The 20,280-nt window shown below is 70.3% G+C and carries 18 protein-coding genes; 7 read left to right on the forward strand and 11 right to left on the reverse strand.

The annotated features are described in order from the left end of the window. Nucleotides 1-46 precede the first annotated feature (46 nt). The 3 genes from MBA17_RS28555 to MBA17_RS28565 form a co-directional block, all read right to left on the reverse strand. Nucleotides 47-1,501, reverse strand: coding sequence for an MFS transporter (locus tag MBA17_RS28555; RefSeq protein WP_238499692.1), 1,455 nt, complete (start codon nucleotides 1,499-1,501; stop codon nucleotides 47-49). Nucleotides 1,502-1,616: 115 nt separating this feature from the next. Then, the gene (locus tag MBA17_RS28560) at nucleotides 1,617-2,204 is read right to left on the reverse strand and encodes a TetR/AcrR family transcriptional regulator (protein WP_238499693.1); all 588 of its coding nucleotides are present in this window, start codon (nucleotides 2,202-2,204) and stop codon (nucleotides 1,617-1,619) included. A 172-nt stretch (nucleotides 2,205-2,376) separates the two neighbouring features. Continuing rightward, on the reverse strand, nucleotides 2,377-3,105 hold the full coding sequence (locus MBA17_RS28565; protein WP_238499694.1) for a GbsR/MarR family transcriptional regulator: 729 nt from the start codon (nucleotides 3,103-3,105) through the stop codon (nucleotides 2,377-2,379). A gap of 394 nt (nucleotides 3,106-3,499) precedes the next feature. Here MBA17_RS28565 and MBA17_RS28570 point away from each other — a divergent pair, with 394 nt between their 5' ends. Next, a complete protein-coding gene (locus tag MBA17_RS28570; RefSeq protein ID WP_238499695.1) occupies nucleotides 3,500-4,993 on the forward strand; it encodes a DUF885 family protein in 1,494 nt (497 codons plus the stop codon). A gap of 132 nt (nucleotides 4,994-5,125) precedes the next feature. Here the strand turns inward: MBA17_RS28570 and MBA17_RS28575 are convergent, their stop codons facing one another. Further along, nucleotides 5,126-6,124, reverse strand: a complete 999-nt coding sequence (locus tag MBA17_RS28575) for a helix-turn-helix transcriptional regulator (RefSeq protein WP_238499696.1) — start codon at nucleotides 6,122-6,124, stop codon at nucleotides 5,126-5,128. Between the two features lie 60 nt (nucleotides 6,125-6,184). Between MBA17_RS28575 and MBA17_RS28580 the strand changes: the two genes are divergently transcribed. Together MBA17_RS28580 and MBA17_RS28585 are read left to right on the forward strand one after the other, a co-directional pair. Next, nucleotides 6,185-6,772 (forward strand): DinB family protein, encoded by a 588-nt coding sequence (locus tag MBA17_RS28580; RefSeq protein ID WP_238499697.1) that lies wholly within the window; start codon nucleotides 6,185-6,187, stop codon nucleotides 6,770-6,772. Further along, nucleotides 6,769-7,230 carry a VOC family protein gene (locus MBA17_RS28585; protein ID WP_238499698.1) on the forward strand — a complete coding sequence of 154 codons (462 nt, stop codon included), beginning with the start codon at nucleotides 6,769-6,771 and terminating at the stop codon, nucleotides 7,228-7,230. The genes MBA17_RS28580 and MBA17_RS28585 overlap by 4 nt, the downstream gene beginning before the upstream one ends. 177 nt (nucleotides 7,231-7,407) lie before the next feature. On the opposite strand, the gene MBA17_RS28590 is transcribed toward MBA17_RS28585, so the two are convergent. The 4 genes from MBA17_RS28590 to MBA17_RS28605 all read right to left on the reverse strand — a co-directional run bounded on the left by MBA17_RS28590 (nucleotide 7,408) and on the right by MBA17_RS28605 (nucleotide 10,956). Continuing rightward, the gene (locus tag MBA17_RS28590) at nucleotides 7,408-7,755 is read right to left on the reverse strand and encodes a hypothetical protein (protein ID WP_238499699.1); all 348 of its coding nucleotides are present in this window, start codon (nucleotides 7,753-7,755) and stop codon (nucleotides 7,408-7,410) included. Next, nucleotides 7,752-9,413 carry a hypothetical protein gene (locus MBA17_RS28595; RefSeq protein WP_238499700.1) on the reverse strand — a complete coding sequence of 554 codons (1,662 nt, stop codon included), beginning with the start codon at nucleotides 9,411-9,413 and terminating at the stop codon, nucleotides 7,752-7,754. The genes MBA17_RS28590 and MBA17_RS28595 overlap by 4 nt, the downstream gene beginning before the upstream one ends. Before the next feature lie 247 nt (nucleotides 9,414-9,660). Next, nucleotides 9,661-10,206: an HD domain-containing protein gene (locus MBA17_RS28600; RefSeq protein WP_238499701.1), complete on the reverse strand. Its 546-nt coding sequence runs from the start codon at nucleotides 10,204-10,206 to the stop codon at nucleotides 9,661-9,663. 9 nt (nucleotides 10,207-10,215) lie between these two features. Next, on the reverse strand, nucleotides 10,216-10,956 hold the full coding sequence (locus MBA17_RS28605) for an SDR family NAD(P)-dependent oxidoreductase (RefSeq protein ID WP_238499702.1): 741 nt from the start codon (nucleotides 10,954-10,956) through the stop codon (nucleotides 10,216-10,218). 155 nt (nucleotides 10,957-11,111) lie between these two features. On the opposite strand from MBA17_RS28605, the gene guaA reads away from it, so the two are divergent. After that, on the forward strand, nucleotides 11,112-12,662 hold the full coding sequence (gene guaA, locus MBA17_RS28610; protein WP_238499703.1) for a glutamine-hydrolyzing GMP synthase: 1,551 nt from the start codon (nucleotides 11,112-11,114) through the stop codon (nucleotides 12,660-12,662). A 131-nt stretch (nucleotides 12,663-12,793) separates the two neighbouring features. Here guaA and MBA17_RS28615 read toward each other — a convergent pair whose 3' ends face one another. After that, nucleotides 12,794-13,624, reverse strand: a complete 831-nt coding sequence (locus MBA17_RS28615) for an NAD(P)H-binding protein (protein ID WP_238499704.1) — start codon at nucleotides 13,622-13,624, stop codon at nucleotides 12,794-12,796. Nucleotides 13,625-13,698: 74 nt separating this feature from the next. Here MBA17_RS28615 and MBA17_RS28620 point away from each other — a divergent pair, with 74 nt between their 5' ends. Then, nucleotides 13,699-14,640: an AraC family transcriptional regulator gene (locus MBA17_RS28620; RefSeq protein ID WP_238499705.1), complete on the forward strand. Its 942-nt coding sequence runs from the start codon at nucleotides 13,699-13,701 to the stop codon at nucleotides 14,638-14,640. Between the two features lie 96 nt (nucleotides 14,641-14,736). Here the strand turns inward: MBA17_RS28620 and MBA17_RS28625 are convergent, their stop codons facing one another. After that, nucleotides 14,737-15,507 carry a polysaccharide deacetylase family protein gene (locus tag MBA17_RS28625; protein ID WP_238499706.1) on the reverse strand — a complete coding sequence of 257 codons (771 nt, stop codon included), beginning with the start codon at nucleotides 15,505-15,507 and terminating at the stop codon, nucleotides 14,737-14,739. Between the two features lie 124 nt (nucleotides 15,508-15,631). After that, nucleotides 15,632-16,270 carry a polysaccharide deacetylase family protein gene (locus tag MBA17_RS28630; protein ID WP_238499707.1) on the reverse strand — a complete coding sequence of 213 codons (639 nt, stop codon included), beginning with the start codon at nucleotides 16,268-16,270 and terminating at the stop codon, nucleotides 15,632-15,634. Nucleotides 16,271-16,474: 204 nt separating this feature from the next. On the opposite strand from MBA17_RS28630, the gene MBA17_RS28635 reads away from it, so the two are divergent. Then, nucleotides 16,475-18,763, forward strand: coding sequence for a hypothetical protein (locus MBA17_RS28635; protein ID WP_238499708.1), 2,289 nt, complete (start codon nucleotides 16,475-16,477; stop codon nucleotides 18,761-18,763). Nucleotides 18,764-18,872: 109 nt separating this feature from the next. After that, the gene (locus MBA17_RS28640) at nucleotides 18,873-20,117 is read left to right on the forward strand and encodes a glycosyltransferase (RefSeq protein WP_238499709.1); all 1,245 of its coding nucleotides are present in this window, start codon (nucleotides 18,873-18,875) and stop codon (nucleotides 20,115-20,117) included. The last annotated feature ends 163 nt before the right edge of the window (nucleotides 20,118-20,280 follow it).

Here is a 20,280-nt window from a genome sequence, read left to right on the forward strand (position 1 = left end):
CTAAGTGGCATACGCGGTCGAGTCGGTTCTTAATGGGGCGGGACAGTCAGTGGCCGTGGCCGTGGCCGACGAAGGCTCCGGCTGGTTTGCCCGGTGGGACCAGGGCGAGCGCGATCACGGCCGCGACTCCCGCGACCACGGCGCACGCGGTCAGGGCGGTGGTGAAACCGCCGATGCCGGTCGCGGCGGGTGCGAGGCTGGCCGCCGCCATGGTGGAGACGACGGCGACGCCGATGGATCCGCCCAGCTCGTGGAAGGTGTTGATGACGCCGGAGGCCACGCCGGTCTCACCGGGCGGGATGTTGGCCATGGTCGTGGTGGTGGCGGCGACGAAGGCGGGGCCGATGCCGAAGGCGGCCAGCACGAAGCCCGGCAGCAGGGTGGTGTAGGCGTTCGCGTCCGGAGTGACGCGGGTCATCAGGGCCGCGCCCACGGCGGTCAGCGCGAACGCCGCGACGGCCACCGGCCGGCCGCCGATCTTCCCGATGAGGTGGCCGCCGAGCTGGGCGCCGAGGGTGATCGCGATCGCGACGGGCAGGAACGTCAGGCCGGTCCGCAGCGCGCTGAAGCCGAGGACGTCCTGGAGGTACAGGGAGCTGAGGAAGAACAGGCCGAGCATCAGCCCGGTGGCGACGAGCATGACGAAGGTCCCGGAGATCACCGGGCGGCGCACGAGCGTGTCGGCACGGATCAGCGGTGCCCGGACACGGCGCTCGACCAGCACGAACGCGGCGTAGAGGGCGGCGGCGACCACGAGGGGGAGGACGGTCGTCGCCGCGCCCCAGCCCGCGTCGCCCGCGTTGACCAGGCCGTAGATGAGAAGGGCGGTCGCGCCGGTGAGGACGAACGCGCCGGGGAGGTCCACCGGCTGCCGTACGGCGCGCGGGCCGTCGGCGCGTACGACGGCCGGGATGGCGAGCAGGACCAGCAGGCCGATGGGCACGTTGACGAAGAACACCCATCTCCAGCCGGGACCTGCGGTGAGGACGCCGCCGAGGAGCACGCCGAGCGCGGCTCCGGTGCCGCCGATCGCCGCCCAGACGCCGAGTGCCCGGTTGCGCCGCTCGCCGTGGAAGGAGCCGGTGATGATCGCCAGCGCGGCGGGGGAGAGCAACGCCGCGCCGACGCCCTGCGCGGCCCGGCCCGCGATGAGCATGGCGCTGTCGCCCGCCAGGCCGCACAGCAGCGAGGCGAGGGTGAACAGGGCGAGCCCGGCCAGCAGGGTACGGCGGGCGCCGAGCAGGTCGGCGAGTCTGCCGCCGAGGACCATCAGGCCGCCGAAGCACAGGGTGTAGGTCGTCACCAGCCAGGTGAGGGCCTGCCGGTCGAGGGAGAGGGAGGTGCCGATGGTGGGCAGCGCGACCTGGACGACGGTGATGTCGACGATCAGCATGAACTGCGCCAGGCAGAGCAGGGTCAACGTGGTCCAGCGGCCACGATCGGGTGGCGCGGCCTCGTGCGTCTGCGAGGTCACTGGGTGGGGGTGGTGCCCGTGGCTCATGGCGATTCCTTAACTCGTACATCGCTGTTCGAGATAAGTTAACCATACCCCGGTACGGCATATATCGAGGCTGGAGTGGGTGACGCCGGCGCGGACGCTGTGGCCCGTCGCTGTGTTATGAAGTGGCGGAGAGCAGGGAGGTCAAGGTCCGGACCAGCACTCGCTCGGCGTCATCGTGCGCGAGGCGTCCGGCCTCGACCTCCAGGGCGGCGCTGTGCAGGATGCTGAAGAAGGTCGCGGTCAGCCACGACAGGGGCAGGTCCGTGCGGAACTCGCCGTCGCGCCGGCCCTGGGTGATGAGGCGCTCGACCCGCACCATGGGCAGGTCGTGGTGGCGGCGGATCCGCTCGGTGGGCAGGACGCGGTCGGCGGCGACGAACAGGCGGCGATGCCGGTCGAGGATCCGCCACGACGTCCGGACCAACTCGGCCAAGGCCGTGGAGGCCGGGAGCCGGTCGAGGGCCTCGTCCGCCAAGGCGGTCTCGGCCAGCGCGATCGTGTGGTCGAGCACCGCCTCCACCAACGCCTCCCTGGAGGGGAAGTGCCCGTAGAGGGTCACCCTGCCGACCCCGGCCGCCTTGGCGATCTCGGCGACGCTCGCGGTGGGATCGGTGCTCAGCAGGCGCATCCCGGCGTCGAGGATGGCGCCGACGTTACGTTCGGCGTCCGCGCGGCGCGGTGCGGACGGCGAGGCGGCATTCATGATCACGATCTCCGGCGGGTGGCGGCGGACTCCAGGTGGGCAGCGGGTTCGCGGCCTGCCAGAGAAATGGGACGAATCGGGGGAGTCTCGCAGAGATGACCATTGACGAGAACACCAAGAGGCATCGACGTTACGCACGGCTCCTCGGTCCACCCCGAAATCAGCCGAGAGATCATTGCTGTCGCCCGGCGTTCCGGGCGGCCAGGTGCTGCTGCCACTGCTCCATGGCCTGCCTGTGGGCCTCGCTCACGAGGAGCAGGAGTTCGGCGGAGGATGCGAAGCGGGCGCCCGCCGGGGTCGCGACCCCGAGGATCTCGCTTCCGCGCTGCGATGCGGCCACCAGGGCGTCGTTCATCTGCACCGACGCAAGGATGGACCGGAGCCAGATCTCATCGTCCATGACATAGCGTTCGCGGCGCCCGCCGGGAGCTCGTTCCCGCTTGAGCATTCCCTGTTGTTCGAGGAAGGTGACGGCGTGCGAGACCGACGCCGGGCTGACGCGAAGCCGCTGGACCAGGTCGGCGGCGGTGAGAGTGCCGGAGTCGGTGATGTACAGGCAGGCCAGCACCCTGGCCGCCATCCGGGGCAGCCCCTGCTGAACGAGGAGATCGGTGAAGGACTGCGTGAAGTCCTGGACCGCTTGGGGATCGCGCCCATGGCCGCTGTCGGGGGTCGGTGGCGCGGGAGGCTGTGCCTGCTTGTGCCGGCGCGCACGATGCCGTGTGGCCTCGTGTGCCTGGTCCGCCCCGTAGCCGTCGGGTCCGCCGTTCCGGGTGACCTCGCGCATGATGGTCGAGGCGGGCCGCCCCAGACGCCGGCCGATCTCTGCGTATCCGAGCCCCTCGGCCAGCCACGCGGCGATGTGCTGTCGATCCTGGCCGGTCAGTCTGCCTCCGGGCATCGGTGCTCGGCTCCTGTCTGTCGACATGCGCGAAGCTCGGCGCCCGCACACTCCGCTGCACAGTATGCATTCACCCGCAGCCCATTGCAATTCTCATCCTGATCTCCTATTGCATTCATCATAACAATAATTGCAATATCCGCCATCATGTCTCCTGTAAAACGAGAAATTGACTCTCTTTGCATGTTGACTCATCTATGAACGCAATGTCGTGTCGCAGATGTTCAGGGATTTCCGAACATCTCGGGTGCCGGTGGCGCTCGCCGTAGCCAGCGGAGTTCTGGGCCGAGCCGGTCGGGCGGGCGTGGCGGTCGTGTCCCTGGACCGCTCGGTGGCGTGGTCCGGTGCTCGGCACCCATGGCGGAGATCGGGAACCGACGGATACCGTTTCCGCATGAGCGACATCGACGCCAGGCTTCGCGCGGTCTGCGACCTGGTCATGGCGGACGTCAGGGAGTCGGCGGGCAGGCACGAGTACGACGGGCAGGTGCAGGACCTGTCGCCGGAGGGGGTGCGCGCGGGACTACGCGCCCTCGGCGCCGGACCCCTGCCGGACGACCCCTACGACGCGGCCCATCTCCAGGTCTTCGAGAAGTCCATGGCGGTCGGCTTCGGCGAGCTGGAACTCCACCGCCGTAACGTCATCAGCCACCTGGGCAACCTCGACCTGGCCTGCTACGACCGCGACTACGCGCCGGAGCCCGAGCGCGCCGCCGCCAGGCGTGCCCATCTCGCCCGCTGGCCCGAAGCCGTGGACGGCTCCATCGCCTCGCTCGACCGGCTGAGCGCCCCCGTCGCGAAGGCCCTCCTCGGCGCGGTGCGCGGCCTGGCCGCCGGAATCGACGACGCCGACGCGCTCAAGGCCCACGCCCGGCTCGTCGCCCACGTCGAGCAGGCGGCGGCCGACGGCGACCCCGACGCCTCCCTCGGCGCCGACGGGCTGACCGCGCTGATCAGCGCCGGTGACGGCCTGCCGGTCGACCTGGGCGAGCTGGCCCGCCGCGCCGACGCCGAACGCGACCGCCTGATGGTCCGGCTCACCGAGGCCTGCAGGCGGTACGGCGAGCCGGACCGGCCCCCGCTCGACGTCGCGAGGGAGCTGGTCAGGCAGCATCCCGGCATCGACGGCGTGATCGACGCCGCCCGCCACTGGACGACCAAGGCCATCGCCTTCACCAGGGAGCACGACCTGGTGCCCTATCACGACGGGGAGTGCCTGGTCGGTCTCGCGCCCGAGTCACGCCGCTGGGCGATGGCGATGATGAGCTGGGCCGCTCCCGGCGAGCCCGAGGGCCCGTCGTGGTATCACATCACCCCGCCCGACCCCTCCTGGCCCGAGCGCGACATCGAGGAGTGGCTGGAGGTCTTCAGCGACACCACGCTGCCCGGCATCACCGTGCACGAGGTGGCCCCCGGCCACTTCTCACACAGCCGCGCGCTCAGGCACGCCCCGGCGGGCGTACGGCGGACGCTGCAGAGCTCGGCCTTCATCGAGGGCTGGGCGCACTACGCGGAGGAGCTCTGCGTGGAGGAGGGCTTCGAGGCGCACGATCCGCGCTTCGAGATCGGCGTCTGGCTGGAGGCGCTGGTCAGGGTCACCCGGCTGGCCTGCGCGATCGGCGTCCACACCGGTGCGATGACGGTCGAGGACGGGGCTCGCCGGTTCACCGACGACACCCATCTGGTCGGCCCCGCCGCCCTCTCCGAAGCCTCCCGTGCCTCCTACGACCCCACCTATGGCCGCTACACCTGGGGCAAGCTCGCCATCCTCGACCTCCGTGACCAGGCCAAGGCCGCGTGGGGCACCGGCTTCACCCTCCAGCGGTTCCACAAGTCGATGCTCGACCTCGGCTCCCCACCCCTCGGCCTCCTCCACCACGTCCTCTGACCTGTCGGCCCGGCGCGAAGCCGGGGATCGGGCCGGCCTGCTCGCCATCGAGGCAGCGGAAGCGCTCCTCGGTGGCGGCTCATCGAAGCTCCTTGAGCGTGGAGACCCCGGGCTTCAGGCGTGGGGAGGATGTCAAGACTCCTCCATGTCCGGCACCGGTGAGATCGTCGCACCGGCCGCCAGCAGTCTCTCCGCCAGCGCGCGGCAGCGCCTCCCGAGCTCCGGAGGGTCGAGTACCTCGAAGTCGTGCCCCAGCAGGAGCACGTGCATGAGCACGAAGTCGAGGCTGGCGGCGCCGCTGCGCACCTCGCAACGCTCGCTCCCTCGCTCTCGTACGACGGCCGCCGTCGCCGGAATCTGCGCGCGCACCGTGTCGGCCGGCGCGTGCACGAGGAAGCGCGCCTGGTGCGGGTAGACCCGACTCGCCACGCCCTCCTGCACGTACGTCGCCGCGTCGGGCGCCGCGCGCGGGCGGAAGCGCCAGGTCCGTGCCGACACCTCGGTCATCCGGTCGACGCGGAAGCTTCGCCAGCCGTCGCGATCGAGGTCGTAGGCGAGGAGGTACCAGCGCCGGTCGGAGGCGACCAGGCGGTAGGGCTCGACCCGCCGCCGTCGCACCTCGCTCCCGGACGGGTAGTCGAAGTCGGCCTCGACCTCGTCGCGGCAGGCTCTGGCCAGCGTCATGAGCCGCTCGGGGTCGACCCGCGTACGGCCTCCGCCGAAGGACTCCACCGAACCGGAGAGAGCGCGCACCTCGTGGCGCAGCCGTGTGGGCAGCACCTGGTCGAGTTTGGTCAGCGCCCGGAGCGCGGCGTCGTCGGCGCCGGCGACCGCGCCACCCGCGCCGGCGAGCAGGGAGACCGCGGTGGCGATCGCCTCCTCGTCGTCGAGGAGCAGCGGCGGCAGATTCTGCCCCGGGCCGAGCCGATAGCCGCCGCCGACGCCCTGGCCGGCATGCACCGGATAGCCGAGCGTGCGCAGCCGCTCCACATCACGCCGTACCGTGCGCGGCGTGACCCCGAGCCGGTCGGCGAGTTCGGGGCCGGTCCAGACCTGGCGCTGCTGCAGCAGCCCGAGCAGGGTGAGCACCCGCTCCGTCGTCCCCCGATCGCCACCGCTTGCCCCGTCCATGTCGCTCACCCTGCCAGATAGCGGACCGATTCTGTCCGCTAGGGGTGTCAGGGTGGCTCTGTGGATACGGACAAACTCGACTGGAACCGGACACTGCGCGAGCAGTGGGAGTTCCACTGGAACCATCAGCTCCGAGCCCGGCTCAACGGCCTCACCGACGACGAGTACTTCTGGTCGCCGGTGCCGGACGCCTGGAGCGTGCGGCCGCGCGGCAGCTCGACGACGCCCATGCAGGTCGGTGCCGGAGACTTCGCGATCGACTACACCTTCCCCGAGCCGGTCCCCGCGGCCTTCACCACGATCGCCTGGCGACTCGGTCACGTCGTCGTCGGCGTGCTCGCCGCGCGCAACGCGGCGCACTTCGGCGCGCCGGCGGCGTCGTACGAGACCTGGGCGTACGCTGGCAGCGCGGCCACCGCGCTCGACCAGCTCGACGCCCAGCTCGACGTCTGGCTGGCCGGGGTGCGCGACCTCGGCGAGGCCGGGCTCCAGGTCCCGCTCGGCGCGAAGGAGCCCTTCCCCGAGGCGCCCATGGCCGATCTGGTGCTGCACATCCACCGCGAGCTGATCCACCACCTGTCCGAGGTCTGCCTGCTGCGCGATCTCTACCGGCACACGAAACCCGCTACGACCGGAGCAACCCGATGAGCCGCCACATCCAGATCACCTTCGACGCCCACGACCCGCAGACGCTGTCGTCCTTCTGGCGTGACGTCCTGGGCTACGTCCACCCCGGCCCGCCCGGAGTCGACCTGCCCGAGGGCGCCGACCCGCTGGCCGCGTGGGACGACTTCCTCGCGCGGGTCGGCGTACCGGAGGAGGAGCGCAACACGAGATCGGCCATCGAGGACCCGGACGGGCACGGCCCACGGCTGTTCTTCCAGCGGGTGCCGGAGGACAAGGTCGCCAAGAACCGCGTCCACCTCGACGTTCGTGCGGCTCCCGGACTGCGGGGAGAGGAGCGGATGGCGGCGCTGGAGGTCGAGTGCGACCGGCTCGTCGCGCTGGGAGCGACGCGGGTACGTCGCGACGAGCCCGCTCCCCCGATGAGCGCCGGTTTCATCGTGATGACCGACCCCGAGGGCAACGAGTTCTGCCTGGACTGACGCGGCTCAGCAGCGGTCGCGGAAGCCGCGGCCGCTCGTGCGGCCGAGGCGACCGGCGGCTCCGGCAGCGGGCAGGGCGTGCAACCGGGCTCGCGGAGCGGGGCGATCGTCCTGTTCGGTCGCGCGGGCTGAGCGATCACACCCGAATTCCAGGAGATCGCACGGTACGGCCGGCGGTCAGGCGAGGAGGTCGCGGATCCTGGTGATGACCTCCACGATGACGGTCACCTCGGCGGCCCTGGCGGCGAGGCGTTTGAGGGCGTCGGCGACGCGGCTCCGGTCGGGGTCCGGTGTCTCCAGTTCGCCTCTGATGTCGGCGGCGTCCCGCGCGGCGTTCCGGGGCTGGTCGAGGGAGCCGGCGTGGTCGGCGATCAGCTCGTCCAGGCGGTCGAGGAGGGCGGCCAGTTCCGGCGGGAGGGCGGGGTCGCCGAAGTTGTTGACGGTGGCCCTGGCATGAGGGCCGAAGGCGACCGCACCGCTCATTTCGCCGCCGGTGATGTGGACACCGCCGTACTCGGTGCTCATCTGGGGTCCTTCCGGTGCGTGTTGGTGACGGTGGCGGAGGAGTGGCTGCCGAAGCTGACGGAGCCGCTGAAGGTGCCTCCGGCGCCGACCGAGATCACGCTGGCGGCCTGGAGACGGTACGCGCCGGTGTCCACGTCGCGTTCCTCCAGGTAGTCGAGGACGGCCTCGGTGAGCCGCTGCTCGATCAGCTTGGTGTACTTCGCGGTGTCGAGGATCTGGATGTAGGTCTGGAGGTCCGGGCTGGCGCCCAGCTCTCTGACGCTGAGGCGGGCGCCGTAGGGATAGACGAGATACCTGGCGGGATCCCGGGCGACGAGCGCTTCGCGTACCTCCTGCCACGCCAGCCGGCCGAGCCGGAAGGGGGCCGCCAGCACGTCGCGCAGCAACTGGAGCTTGAGCACCTTGACGGCCTCCCAGGCGATGCGCGGGACCGTCATCGCCGGCAGCAGGTCGATCACGTGGTAGAGCGGGTGCGCGGGCGGCAGCACGGTGACCACGAACTGCGTGTAGAGCATCCGGCCCTCGACGGCCAGGTAGATGAAGGCCGAGGTGAGGGCTTCCTGGTCTTCGGCGGGGGCGACCAGCGCGCCGTTCGTGTCGCGGATCTCCTGGCCGGAGCCCGAGATGGTGACGCGCTGGTAGTAACGGACACCGCCCTGGGGGTGGCGGATGATCGCCGCGATCTCCTCCGGGGTGGCCAGGTGGCGAGGCCGGCCGGTGGACCGGTCGATCATCGGGTGCGCGACGCTGCCCTGCTGCCCGTGGCCCCGCCAGTCGGCCACGGTGAAGATCCCGCGGGTCACCACGTGGTCGCCGATGTCGAGCCGCTGGATGCTCTCGTTGGGGCGCAGTACCTGGTCGCGCATCTCGATGAGCCGGTCGCGGATGTAGGCGTGCAGGTCGACCGGGTCGATGCCGACGGGCGCCCGCTCCCGCCGGCGGCTGGTGGGGTCCTCCGAGCGCACGCGGTCGAGCTCCACCGCGATGGACCAGACGCGTTCGATGCCACCGGCGCCCATGAACGCGTCCTCGTTGGCGTACATGGTGATGTTGCCCCATTGCGCCCTGCGGACGTAGTCCATCCGGCGTGCCGTCCTGAGCTGGGTGGGCGGCACCACGGGCTCGGGGGAGCCGGGGCGGAGCGACCCCGCCAGCGTCAGGTAGGTGGCGATGCGGTAACCGATCGCGACGAGAAGCGTGGCGAGGGCGATGAACGGGAACCCGAGCCCGATTCCCCGCCCGGAGGAGCCGATGGGGAAGAGGCCGGGAAGGAGGACCTGCAGTGCGAACGAGCCGATCACCAGGACGATCAGGTAGAACGCCGTGTAGACGGCGAACCCCCACAGCAGGGCCCGCAGGATCCACGGCCCCTTGCGCACCCGCCGCGCCGTGAGAAGGACGAACGGGAGCAGGAACACGAGCACGGTGAACGTCGGCAGCGGCTGGACGAAGATTCCGATGAAGAGCAGCAGGCTGATCGCGATGTCGCGGACGACGAGAACGGTCCGGGAGCGCCGGCAATGGTGGATCACCGGCCCGATGTCGAACCCGCCATAGGACGGCGCGACGGCCCGGTAATCGTCTTGCAGTGATTCGGCGAGCACTTTATCGCGGAATTCACTGTCCAGATATGCGGCGGCGCACAGATAGCGCGTCACATTGCTCATCGGGGGCGCGGCCGTCGGCGGGGGCGTGAAGGAGGGAGGAGGCGGCGGGGGAGGGGGCTGGTTTTCTTCGGGAGTGCCGGGAACCACCGGAGTCCTCCTGGCAGCGCGTGGGGGGCACGCCACGGTGAGCGCTTGAACTCAAAATGCTGTCATATGAAGCATCCCGCGCACCAGATTTCCGACAATGTCAAAGATGTGTCGTCGGTGAATGTCTTTCGTTATAGAAGGCCGGTGGTGTTCAAAGGTCGCGCACACATGTGAGTGCCGCGCGATATTCGTCCAGAAGCGGATGCGCAGGCAGCGCCTCCAGCGCATTCTCGAACGCCGTGAACCTGGCGAGCTGCGCCGTACGGCCGCGCTTGAACATCGCCCACGGATCGCCGTGGTCGCGGGCGCAGACCACGATCGACCAGAAGTTATCGATCTTGTCGGCCAGGCTGATCGCCTGCGCCTCCCACGGTTTCGCCGTGAAGTGGGCGAGATATCGCCGTTTGCGCTCCTCCCACGGCAGCGACCTGTCCTGCTCGGTGACGTGCGCGACGAGCTCCGCCACCCGCGCCCCGAAGAGATCGCGCACCTGCTCGATGGTCGCCTCGGTGTCCTCCACGACGTCATGAAGCACCCCCGCGGCGACGACTTCGGAGTCGAAGCCGTGCCGCGACAGGATCGTGCCCACCCCCGCGGGATGACTGAGGTACGGCACCGCCACACCGGGATACTTGCGCAGCTGGGTGCGGTGCCAGACGGCGGCCTGGTCGAGCGCTCGCTTGAGCAGAAGGTCCATCCGCGAAGGCTAACGGTCGGTGGAGGTGGTGCCCCCGTCGACGACCAGCTGGGTGCCGGTGATGAAGGACGCCTCGTCGCTCAGCAGGAAGCGCACGGCGCCGGCGACTTCCTCGGGACGTCCCAGCCGTCCGAAGACCGACTTCGCGGCGAACGCGGCGACCATCTCCTCGCCCGCCCTGGCCAGCAGCGGGGTGTCGATGAAGCCGGGGCAGACGGCGTTCACCCGGATGCCGTCGGAGGCCAGCTCGTGGGCCATCGAGCGGGTCAGGCCGAGCAGCCCGGCCTTGGAGGAGCAGTAGGCCGCGATCCAGGCGGCGCCGACGATGCCCTCGATGGAGGAGATGCCCACGATGGCCGCCCCCGGAGCCGCCCGGAGGTCGGGGAGCAGGGCCTTGGTGAGCATGGCCTGGGCGCGCAGGTTGACGTTGAGCACCGCGTCCCAGTGCTCCTCGGTGATGTCGGCGACGGTCGCCGCGTCCGCGATGCCGGCGGCGTGGACCAGGCCGCCGATCTCGCCGAGCGTCTCGCGGGTCGCGTCGATCGCCCTGGCGAAGCTGGAGCTGTCGGTGACGTCCACGCCCAGCCCCAGGGTGGGCAGTGGCGTCAGCATCGCCGCCTCCTTGGCGACACCGAGCGCGCCGGACTCGTCTCGGTCCCACACGGCGACCGGGCGCCCGGACTCGGCCAGCGCCAGCGCGCACGCCCTGCCGATCCCCGACGCTCCACCCGTGATGATTACTCCGGTCAACGCACTCTCCTCGTTCGATACTGGCCGACCTTCAGCCGTACCCCCTTCTCGCGGTTTCTCACCAGCAAAGAGGGGGCAATGTGAGCGGCCGCCTGGCCGGCTCGGCGTGGCCGATAGACTTGCCGTACCGCATTCGCCTTTGGGGGGTTCTCTCGGTGTCTGAGTTCGACACAGTTCTCGTCGTCGACTTCGGCGCGCAGTACGCGCAGCTCATCGCCAGGCGCGTGCGCGAGTGCCATGTCTACTCCGAGATCGTCCCTTCGACGATGCCGGTGGCGGAGATGCTGGCGAAGAAACCGAAGGCGATCATCCTGTCCGGCGGTCCCTCGTCGGTCTACGCCGACGGCGCTCCGCTCGTGCCCGCCGGGCTGTTCGAGACCGGTGTGCCCACGTTCGGCATCTGTTACGGCTTCCAGGCGATGGCCAGAGACCTCGGCGGCCGGGTGGCCAAGACCGGCGTCGCCGAGTACGGCGGCACCGCGCTGGCCGTCCAGCGCGAGGGCGTGCTGTTCGCCGGGCTGCCCATGAAGCAGACGGTCTGGATGTCGCACGGTGACAGCGTCGCCGCCGCCCCCGAGGGTTTCACGGTGACCGCCTCCACCGGCGAGACGCCGGTCGCCGCCTTCGAGCACCCGGGCAAGGGGCTGTACGGCGTGCAGTTCCACCCCGAGGTGCTGCACTCCGAGCACGGCCAGACCGTGCTCAAGCACTTCCTCGACGCGGCCGGCTGCCGTCCCTCCTGGACCATGCTCAACATCGTCGAAGACGCCGTCGAGGCGGTCCGCGCCCAGCTCGGCCCGCAGGGCAGGGCGATCTGCGCGCTGTCGGGCGGCGTCGACTCCGCGGTGGCGGCAGCCATCGTGCAGCGGGCCATCGGTGACCGGCTGACCTGCGTGTTCGTCGACCACGGGCTGCTGCGTAAGGGCGAGGCCGAGCAGGTCGAGCGTGACTTCGTGGCCGTCACCGGGGTCAACCTGAGGGTGGTCGACGCCGCCGACCGCTTCATCAAGGCTCTCGACGGCGTCACCGACCCCGAGGACAAGCGCAAGATCATCGGCCGCGAGTTCATCCGGGTCTTCGAGGACGAGCAGCGCGCGATCCTCGCCGACGGGCCCGCCGACTTCCTGGTGCAGGGCACCCTCTACCCCGACGTGGTGGAGTCGGGCGGCGGCACCGGTACGGCCAACATCAAGTCGCACCACAACGTCGGCGGTCTGCCGGACGACCTGAAGTTCGACCTGGTCGAGCCGTTGCGCACGCTGTTCAAGGACGAGGTGCGCCGCGCGGGCGAGGAGCTGGGCCTGCCCGCGGCGATGGTCTGGCGTCAGCCGTTCCCCGGCCCCGGGCTGGGCATCCGGATCATCGGCGCGGTGACCCGCGACCGGCTCGACATCCTGCGCGAGGCCGACGCGATCGCCCGCGAGGAGCTGTCCCGCGCCGGGCTCGACCGTGACATCTGGCAGTGCCCGGTGGTGCTCCTCGCGGACGTGCGTTCGGTCGGGGTCCAGGGCGACGGCAGGACCTACGGCCACCCGGTCGTGCTCAGGCCCGTCACCTCGGAGGACGCCATGACCGCCGACTGGGCGAGGGTGCCCTACGACGTGCTCTCCCGCGTCTCCACCCGGATCACGAACGAGGTCCGCGAGGTCAACCGCGTGGTCGTCGACGTCACGAGCAAGCCGCCGGGCACCATCGAGTGGGAGTGATCCCCGCCGCCGGACGACCGACCCGGCATGGTGTTCGACCGCTTTGACCAACGCCGTCATCACCTGGAGCACGGAGTACCACTCGCCGGCCGTACGGCGGCTGCGGGCCGCCGACGGGGCCGTGCTCCGGCTCAGTCGCTCCAGGTTCCCGCAGCGGCGGCCGTCTTGACGTAGTCGGCGAAGGGCCGTGGGTCGCGTCCGAGCGCGCGCCGTACGCCATCGCTGACGTGCTCGCCGGCGCCGTCGCGGATCCGGCCCAACAGGTCCGCCAACAGATCGGCCACCTCCGGAGGCACTCCCTGAGCCCCCAGCGCGGCGGTGAACTGGGAGGCCTCCAGCGGCGTGTAGCGGATGCGCCGCCCGGTGGCCTCCGAGATCATCTCGACCGCGGTGCGGAACGACACCGGTTCGGGGCCGGACAGCTCGTAGATCTCGCCCGCGTGACCGTCCCGGGTGAGCGCGGCGGTCGCGACGTCGGCGATGTCCTCGGCGTCGACGAACGGCTCCCGGCCCTCCCCGGTCGGCAGCGCCAGTTCCCCGGACCGGATCGGCTCCAGGAACAGGTCCTCGCCGAAGTTCTGCGCGAACCAGGCCGGCCGCAGGATCGTCCACTCCAGGTCCGTCGCGCGCAGGGCCAGCTCGACCGGCTCCTGGTACGGGTCCACCGCGCCGCCTACGCCGCGTGCCGACAGCAGCACCACCCGGCGGACACCGGCCTGCGCCGCGGTCGTGAGGAACTCCCCCACAGTGGCGGCCGACACGGCCTCGTTCATCGGTATGAGGTAGACCGCCCCCGCGCCGGCCAGGGCCGGCCCCCAGGTGTCACGGTCGGCGAAGTCGAATCTGGTCCCGCTGGAACGGGAGGCCGCGCGGAAGGGACGGCCGAGCCGGTCGAGCCGGGCGACGACGCGGCGACCGGTCTTACCCCGGGCGCCAAGTACAAGAATGGGTGAATCGGACATGGGACCAGCACATCAGATGCCGCAGGAGACGACCCATGGCCATTCATCTCGTATGCATGTGAAATCGTCTCACCATGGATCTCCTGGAGGACTATCTCGCGGGCGTACGAGCGCACGGCGCGGTCTTCGCCCAGTCGGTCGCCGAGCCGCCGTGGGCGATGCGTTTCAGTGATCCCGCCCCGTTGGCGCTGGGCGCGATGCTCCGCGGCGAGTCCTGGATCGTCCGCGACGGTATGGCTCCCGTCCAGGTCCGGGAGGGCGGCGTCGTCCTGGTTCGCGGACTGCGGCCGTTCACCGTGGCCGATCGCCCGGGAACGGAGCCCCAGGTGGTGATCGACGGCGCGGAGAGCTGCTGGACGACGGCCGACGGCCCCGCTACGGCGGGGCTCAACCTCGTGCTCGGACCGCGCACGTACGGGTTCAGCGCCGATGGCGCCGACCTGTTCGTCACCGCGGAGTATCCGCTGCGTGGCGACGTGTCCGAGCGCTTGCTCAAGGCCCTGCCGGAGGTGGCCGTCATCCCGTCGGAGCCCGAGTTCACGCCGCTGCTGGACCTGCTGGCGGTCGAGATCGGCCGCGAGGAGCCCGGCCAGCAGGTCATCCTGGACCGGCTCCTGGATCTGCTCCTCGTACGGGCCCTGCGGTCGTGGTTCGCGCGGCCCGACGCTGAGCCGCCGTCCGGCTACCGGGCCCTGGCCGACCCGCGGATCGGGCGGGCGCTGCGCCTGGCGCACGAACGCCCTGCCCATCCGTGGACCGTCGCGGGGCTGGGCGCGGAGGTGGGGATGTCGCGGGCGGTGTTCGCCCGGCGCTTCACCGAGTTGGTCGGGCAGCCGCCGCTGGACTACCTCACGGAGTGGCGGATGACGCTCGCCGCCGACCTGCTCCGCACGTCCGGCGCCACCGTCGCCGCGGTGGCCCGGAGGGTTGGGTACGCCGACGGCTTCGCCTTCAGCCACGCCTTCAAACGGGTTCGCGGCATACCGCCCAGCGACCTGGTCCGTTCCCCGAAGTAGGACCCGGACGAAGACCCCCGCCGATGGCGGGGGTCTTGTCGTGCGGGATCGGCCCGGCCCGTGGCGCGGGCGATCACCTGATCTGAGCGGCCGGAGCTAGACCTCGGGAGACTCCAGCTCGTCCTGCTTGACCTCGGGGTCGGGATAGATCTCGCCGGCCTCCAGCTTCCTGTCGCCGCGGAGCAGCGAGGAGACGCCCACCATGTGGTAGCCCTGCTGCTTCAGCGTGGTGAGGATCTTCGGCATGACCTGGACGGTCTGCGCGACCCAGTCGTGCATGAGGATCACGCCGTCGCGCTTGGCGCTCCGCATGACCTCCTGGAAGATCGCGTCGGTGTTCTTGGTGGCCCAGTCGCGGGAGCCGCCGTTCCACAACACCAGCGGCTGGCCCATCTCCATCGCGATCTGCCGCACCCGCTCGTCGAACTCTCCGTACGGCGGGCGGATCATCGTCGGCTTCTTGCCGGTGGCCTTGAAGATGATGTCCTCGGTCCGCTTCAGTTCGTCGCGGATCTGGTACTCGCTGATGTCGCGCAGGTGCGGATGGGTGTAGCTGTGGTTGCCCAGCTCGTGGCCCTCGGTGGCCATGCGCTTGGCGAAGGCGGGACGCGACTTGACGTACTGCCCTTCGAGCAGGAACGTCGCCTTCGCCTTGTGCTTCTTGAGGGTGTCGAGCAGTACGCCAGCGTACTTGCCGGGACCGTCGTCGAAGGTCAGTGCGATGCACTTGACCTTCGCGCAGTCGACTTTCGCCTCCTTCTTGGGGGTCTGAACGATGTCGGCCTGGGCGGGTGCTGCCGCCAGGCCGAGCAGTGCGGTGGTGAGCGCCACGGCGAGGGGAAGCCGGGCGCGCTGATGGCGAGCCATCGGGGTGCTCCTCGGAAAAAGGGAATAACTCGGGTAGCGATACACCGTATCGCCCCTTCTGTCCCACGAGCATCGGAGTTACCTGAAGAAATGCTCCGAATCTGACAGCCGAGTAGACGCCGTGTCAGCGCGAGGGGAACCTTTCGCCCGCGTCGGGCAGCCGGTTCCTGAGCACCTCGGAGACCGTCACCACGTGATAGCCGCGCTTCTTCAGCGTGCTGAGGATCAACGGCATCGCCGCGACCGTGCCCGGGACGATGTCGTGCAGCAGGACGACCCCGTCACGCCTGGCCAGGCGCAACACCTTCTTGGCGATCGCCTTCTTGTCGCGCAGTTCCCAGTCTCTGCTGCTGTCGGTCCACAGGATCACCGGCACTCCGGCGAACCCGGCCACCGACTCCACCCGCTCGTCGGTCGCGCCGAACGGCGGGCGCATCATCTTCGGGCGCACCCCCGTCGCCTTCCTGATGGCCTTCGACGTCTTGTCGAGCTGGTCGAAGATCTTCTGGTCCGGCAGTTCGGTGAGCCGTGCGTGGTCGAAGGTGTGATTGGCGATCTCGTGCCCCTCGCGGCGCATCCGGCGCGCCACTGCGGGTCGCTTCTGCACTTCCCGGCCGACCAGGAAGAAGGTCACCTTCAGCCGGTTCTTCTTGAGGGTGTCAAGGAGCTTGACGGTGTGCGGAGAGGGACCGTCGTCGAAGGTCAGCGCGATGCACTTGACCCTCGCGCAGTCGACCGTCTTGGCTTCGGCTGGAGTCGCCACCGCCACTAAGACGCAGATCGCCGTCACCGCAACACAGATACGCCGCCACATACACCCTCGCCCCATTCGATCAAGCCCAGCTGACCGTATCCCACGCCGGACCGCGTCAGGACCACCCAGAACGGACAGGTCTGCCAGTCGTTTCGCTACCCAGCGTGATTAGTTCGCTACAGTTCTTGTCCGCCGGTGAACTGGGAGCGCACGATGACGATCACGGCCCCTGAACGGGTGGCGGAAGCAAGCGGGCGGCGGCCGTCGCGGTACGGCCCCTGGCTCGGCGGCCTGTCGGCCGCGGCGGTCCTCGCCGGCACCGCGCACGCGCTGCTGGCCTACGACACTCCCGCAGCTCAGGCGGGTGTTTTCGGCGTCTACGTCGTCCTCGGCCTGATGATTCCCGGCACGCTGATCTGGCGCGCGTGCTCGCCGATCCGGTGCGTCCTGGCCGTCGACCTGGCCGCCGGAACCGCCGTCGGCTATGCGGCGGAGGTGCTCGCCTACATCGTGGCCCGCGCCCTGGACGCCCCCCGATGGTTCCTGCTGTGGCCGGTGGTCACCATGGTGATATTCCTCACTGTTCCCCGGTTGCGACGGCACTGGCGGGGCGGGCCGGAACGCATGCCGGCGACGGCGGCCTGGTCGCTGTCCGGCCTCGTCACGATCGCCGTGGTGTGGGCCGCCACCCTCTTCTACCGGACCCACGGCCTGAGCTGGCCCGCCAACGGCAGCCCCTACATCGACATGCCGTACCACCTGTCGCTCATCGGCGAGCTCAGACACCACATGCCGCCGGAAGTCCCGCAGGTCATCGGCGAGCCCCTGTCCTACCACTGGTTCGTCTACGCCGATCTGGCCGCGACGACCTGGGCGACGGGGATCGAACCGGAGACGCTGCTCTACCGCCTGGCGATCCTGCCGATGGGGCTGGCGGTCATGGTCCTGATCGCCGGGCTGGCCCGCCTGATCAGCGGGTCGTGGTGGGCGGGCGTCGGCGCGGTGCTCCTGACCGCGTTCGTGGGCTCCCCGCCGCTCTACTCGTGGCGCACGACCCCGCTGCCGAGCGGGTCGCCCGCCGCGGTGTCCTGGCTCAGCCCCACCCACACGTTCGGCGCGCTGCTGTTCGGGGCGCTGGTGCTCGTCGTCGCGGGCATCCTGACCACCCGTTCGGTACGGCCGGCCACGATGATCCTGGTGGTCGGCCTCCTCATGGTGGTGGCCGGGGCCAAGTCCACCTACATTCCGCTGCTGGTGGCCGGTCTCGCGCTGCTGCTCGTGTTCGGGCGCGGGCTGCGCCGTACCGCGTCGCTGTTGCTCGTGCCGGCCCTCGCGGTCCTGGCGTTCGCGCAGGTCGTGCTGTTCGGCGGGAAGACGCAGGGGACGGCGGTGCAGCCGGGGGCCACCGGGGTCAAACTGCTCGCCTCCTTCGTCCCGCCGGACCAGCAGGTGGATCTCGGGATGCTGCCGGCGGTGTTCTGCCTGGCGCTGGTCATCGGGTGGATCGCGGCCTTCGCGGGAGTGACGGGGTTGTGGCGGGCCCGCGGGGCGTGCGAAGGGGCGGTGGTGATCCTGTGTGCGGGGATCGGACTGGGCGGGGTGGGCGGGGTGCTGCTGCTCGGCCACCCGTCGCTGAGCCAGTTCTACTTCCTGCGCGGGGCGTGGCCGTGGCTCGCGGTGATCGCGGCGGTGGGGCTGTGGGCCGCGCTCCGGGAGGCGCCGCCGCGGGTACGGCCCGTGCTGGTCGTCGCCGGGGCGGCGGCGGGTACGGCGGCGGCCCTGATGATCGGCGGCGACGGCGCGGCGGAACCCGATCTCACGCTGGGCGTCTCCGGGATGGTGTGGCCGCTGCTCGGCCCGCCGCTGATCCTGGCCGGGCTGGTCATGGCGGCCGTGCTGATCCTGCACCGCGTAACGGGCGGGCCGGCCGTGATCCTGCTCGCGGTGACGGCCCTGTGCGTCACCGGCACCGTGGACTCGCTCGTGCAGGCCGAGGCCCGCCGGCCGGTCGCCGAGCAGATCCCCGAGATCCCGGAGGGAGCCGCGCCGGCGGCCCACTGGCTGCGCGCCAACACCGGCCCCGACGAGGTCGTCGCGACGAACGCGCACTGCCGCGGCGCGGGCCTCAAACGATGCGAGAACCGCCATTTCTGGATCTCCGCGTATACCGAGCGCCGGATGCTCGTCGAAGGCTGGGCCTATACGGCGACCAATATCGGACAGGTGGTCGGCTCCGCCGATGACAAATACACCCAATTTCCCTTCTGGGATGTGAAAAGGCAGGCGGTGAACGACGCGGTCTTCCGCGACCCGTCGCGCGCGGCGATCCGGCGGCTGGTGGAGGAGTACGGCGTGCGCTGGCTCTTCGTGGACGAACGTGACCGGCGGCTGAACCCGAGAGTGGGAGAATTCGCCGCACTGAGGTACAGGAGCGGTTGGTGCGCGGTTTACCAGATAATCCCCTGGGCGGTGAACCCCACGGTTTTCTCCCCGGTCGTGTAAACGGTTCCCCATCAATGGAATAACCGGCGCGTCACTCTGCCACCGTAATCCGGTGACCTCACAAACTGGCTGGGAAACGCGGTTCCGAGTCAGCCGGAGGGTACGGGTGTTGGACAACGATGTAGCCCTGGATGACAGGGCGACCCCCGGCGGAACCGCCGTGGACATGCGCCCGCCCACCGTCGACATCGTGATCCCCGTCCTGAACGAGGAACGCGCCCTGCGCGGGTGCGTCGAGACGTTGCATGCCTTCCTCAGCACGTCGTTCCCGCTGACCTGGCGGATCACCATCGCCGACAACGGCAGCACGGACGACACATGGACCATCGCCGGCGAACTCGCGGCCGATCTGCCGTACGTTCACGCGAGCAGGATCGAGGTGCGCGGCCGGGGGGCGGCGCTCAGGGCGGCGTGGAGCGAGAGCCCGGCGGAGATCGTCGCCTACATGGACGTCGATCTCTCCACCGACCTCGACGCGTTGCTTCCGCTGGTGGCGCCGCTGGTCAGCGGGCACTCCGAGATCGCCATCGGGTCACGCCTGGTGCGCTCCTCGCGGGTACGGCGCACGGCGAAACGCGAGCTGATCTCGCGCTGCTACAACCTCGCCCTCCGGGTCAGCTTCGGCATCGGGTTCAGCGACGCCCAGTGCGGCTTCAAGGCCGTGCGGGCCGACGTGGTCCGGCCGCTGCTCGCGAAGGTGCAGGACGACGCCTGGTTCTTCGACACCGAACTGCTGCTGCTCGCCGAGCACAACGGGCTGCGCGTGCACGAGACGCCGGTGGACTGGTTCGAGGACGTCGACTCGCGGGTGAAGGTGATGAGCACCGCCTGGGAGGACGTCCGCGGGATGGTCCGGGTCGCGCGCGGCATCTCGCGCGGGGCCGCCACGATCGACGTGCCGCGCCGCCGCGAACTGGCGCCCGTCCACCCCCAGGCCGTGATCGCCCCGCCGCCCAACCCGCTGCTCGCCAAACTTGTCTCCTTCGCGCTGATCGGCCTGGTCTCCACCGTCTTCCACACGGCCCTCTACGCGGCGCTGCGCACGATGTGGTCGCCCGAATGGGCCAACCTGGTGGCACTCGCGATCAGCGCGGTCGGCAACACCGAGGCGAACCGCCGCTGGACCTTCGGCCGACGCGGCGGCACCCGGATGCGCGCGCACTCCCGCGCAGGGCTGATCTTCGCGCTCAACTACCTGGTCACGACGCTCTTCGTGGTGTCGGCCGTGCAGGCACTGCCGGAATACGGCCGAGGACTGGAACTGGCGGCGCTGGTCTCCGCCTACATCATGATGGCGATCCTGCGCTTCGTCGCCCTGGACCGCTGGGTCTTCCGCGTCCCCCGCACCTCGTGACCGGTACGCTCCGCACCTCGACACCCGTCCGCCGGCGCGCGCCGTCCGGTCGTGACGCCTGGACCGGTTCGCGAGCGGAAGCCGTCGGTCGGGGGGTGTGAGCCGCCGGTTTCGGGTACGTGGTCCGGTTGGAGAGCAGGGGGTCGTGTCCGGTTCGCGAGCG

It is taken from the genome of Dolomitihabitans soli (genome assembly GCF_022213955.1).
GTDB lineage: Bacteria > Actinomycetota > Actinomycetes > Streptosporangiales > Streptosporangiaceae > Streptosporangium_A > Streptosporangium_A soli.

Bases quoted from the DNA above. Each gene is read 5' to 3' on its own strand.
- MBA17_RS28555 (WP_238499692.1), bottom strand. From the start codon at position 1,501: ATGAGCCACGGGCACCACCCCCACCCAGTGACCTCGCAGACGCACGAG.
- MBA17_RS28560 (WP_238499693.1), bottom strand. From the start codon at position 2,204: ATGAATGCCGCCTCGCCGTCCGCACCGCGCCGCGCGGACGCCGAACGT.
- MBA17_RS28565 (WP_238499694.1), bottom strand. From the start codon at position 3,105: ATGCCCGGAGGCAGACTGACCGGCCAGGATCGACAGCACATCGCCGCG.
- MBA17_RS28570 (WP_238499695.1), top strand. From the start codon at position 3,500: ATGAGCGACATCGACGCCAGGCTTCGCGCGGTCTGCGACCTGGTCATG.
- MBA17_RS28575 (WP_238499696.1), bottom strand. From the start codon at position 6,124: ATGGACGGGGCAAGCGGTGGCGATCGGGGGACGACGGAGCGGGTGCTC.
- MBA17_RS28585 (WP_238499698.1), top strand. From the start codon at position 6,769: ATGAGCCGCCACATCCAGATCACCTTCGACGCCCACGACCCGCAGACG.
- MBA17_RS28590 (WP_238499699.1), bottom strand. From the start codon at position 7,755: ATGAGCACCGAGTACGGCGGTGTCCACATCACCGGCGGCGAAATGAGC.
- MBA17_RS28600 (WP_238499701.1), bottom strand. From the start codon at position 10,206: ATGGACCTTCTGCTCAAGCGAGCGCTCGACCAGGCCGCCGTCTGGCAC.
- MBA17_RS28615 (WP_238499704.1), bottom strand. From the start codon at position 13,624: ATGTCCGATTCACCCATTCTTGTACTTGGCGCCCGGGGTAAGACCGGT.
- MBA17_RS28620 (WP_238499705.1), top strand. From the start codon at position 13,699: ATGGATCTCCTGGAGGACTATCTCGCGGGCGTACGAGCGCACGGCGCG.
- MBA17_RS28625 (WP_238499706.1), bottom strand. From the start codon at position 15,507: ATGGCTCGCCATCAGCGCGCCCGGCTTCCCCTCGCCGTGGCGCTCACC.
- MBA17_RS28635 (WP_238499708.1), top strand. From the start codon at position 16,475: ATGACGATCACGGCCCCTGAACGGGTGGCGGAAGCAAGCGGGCGGCGG.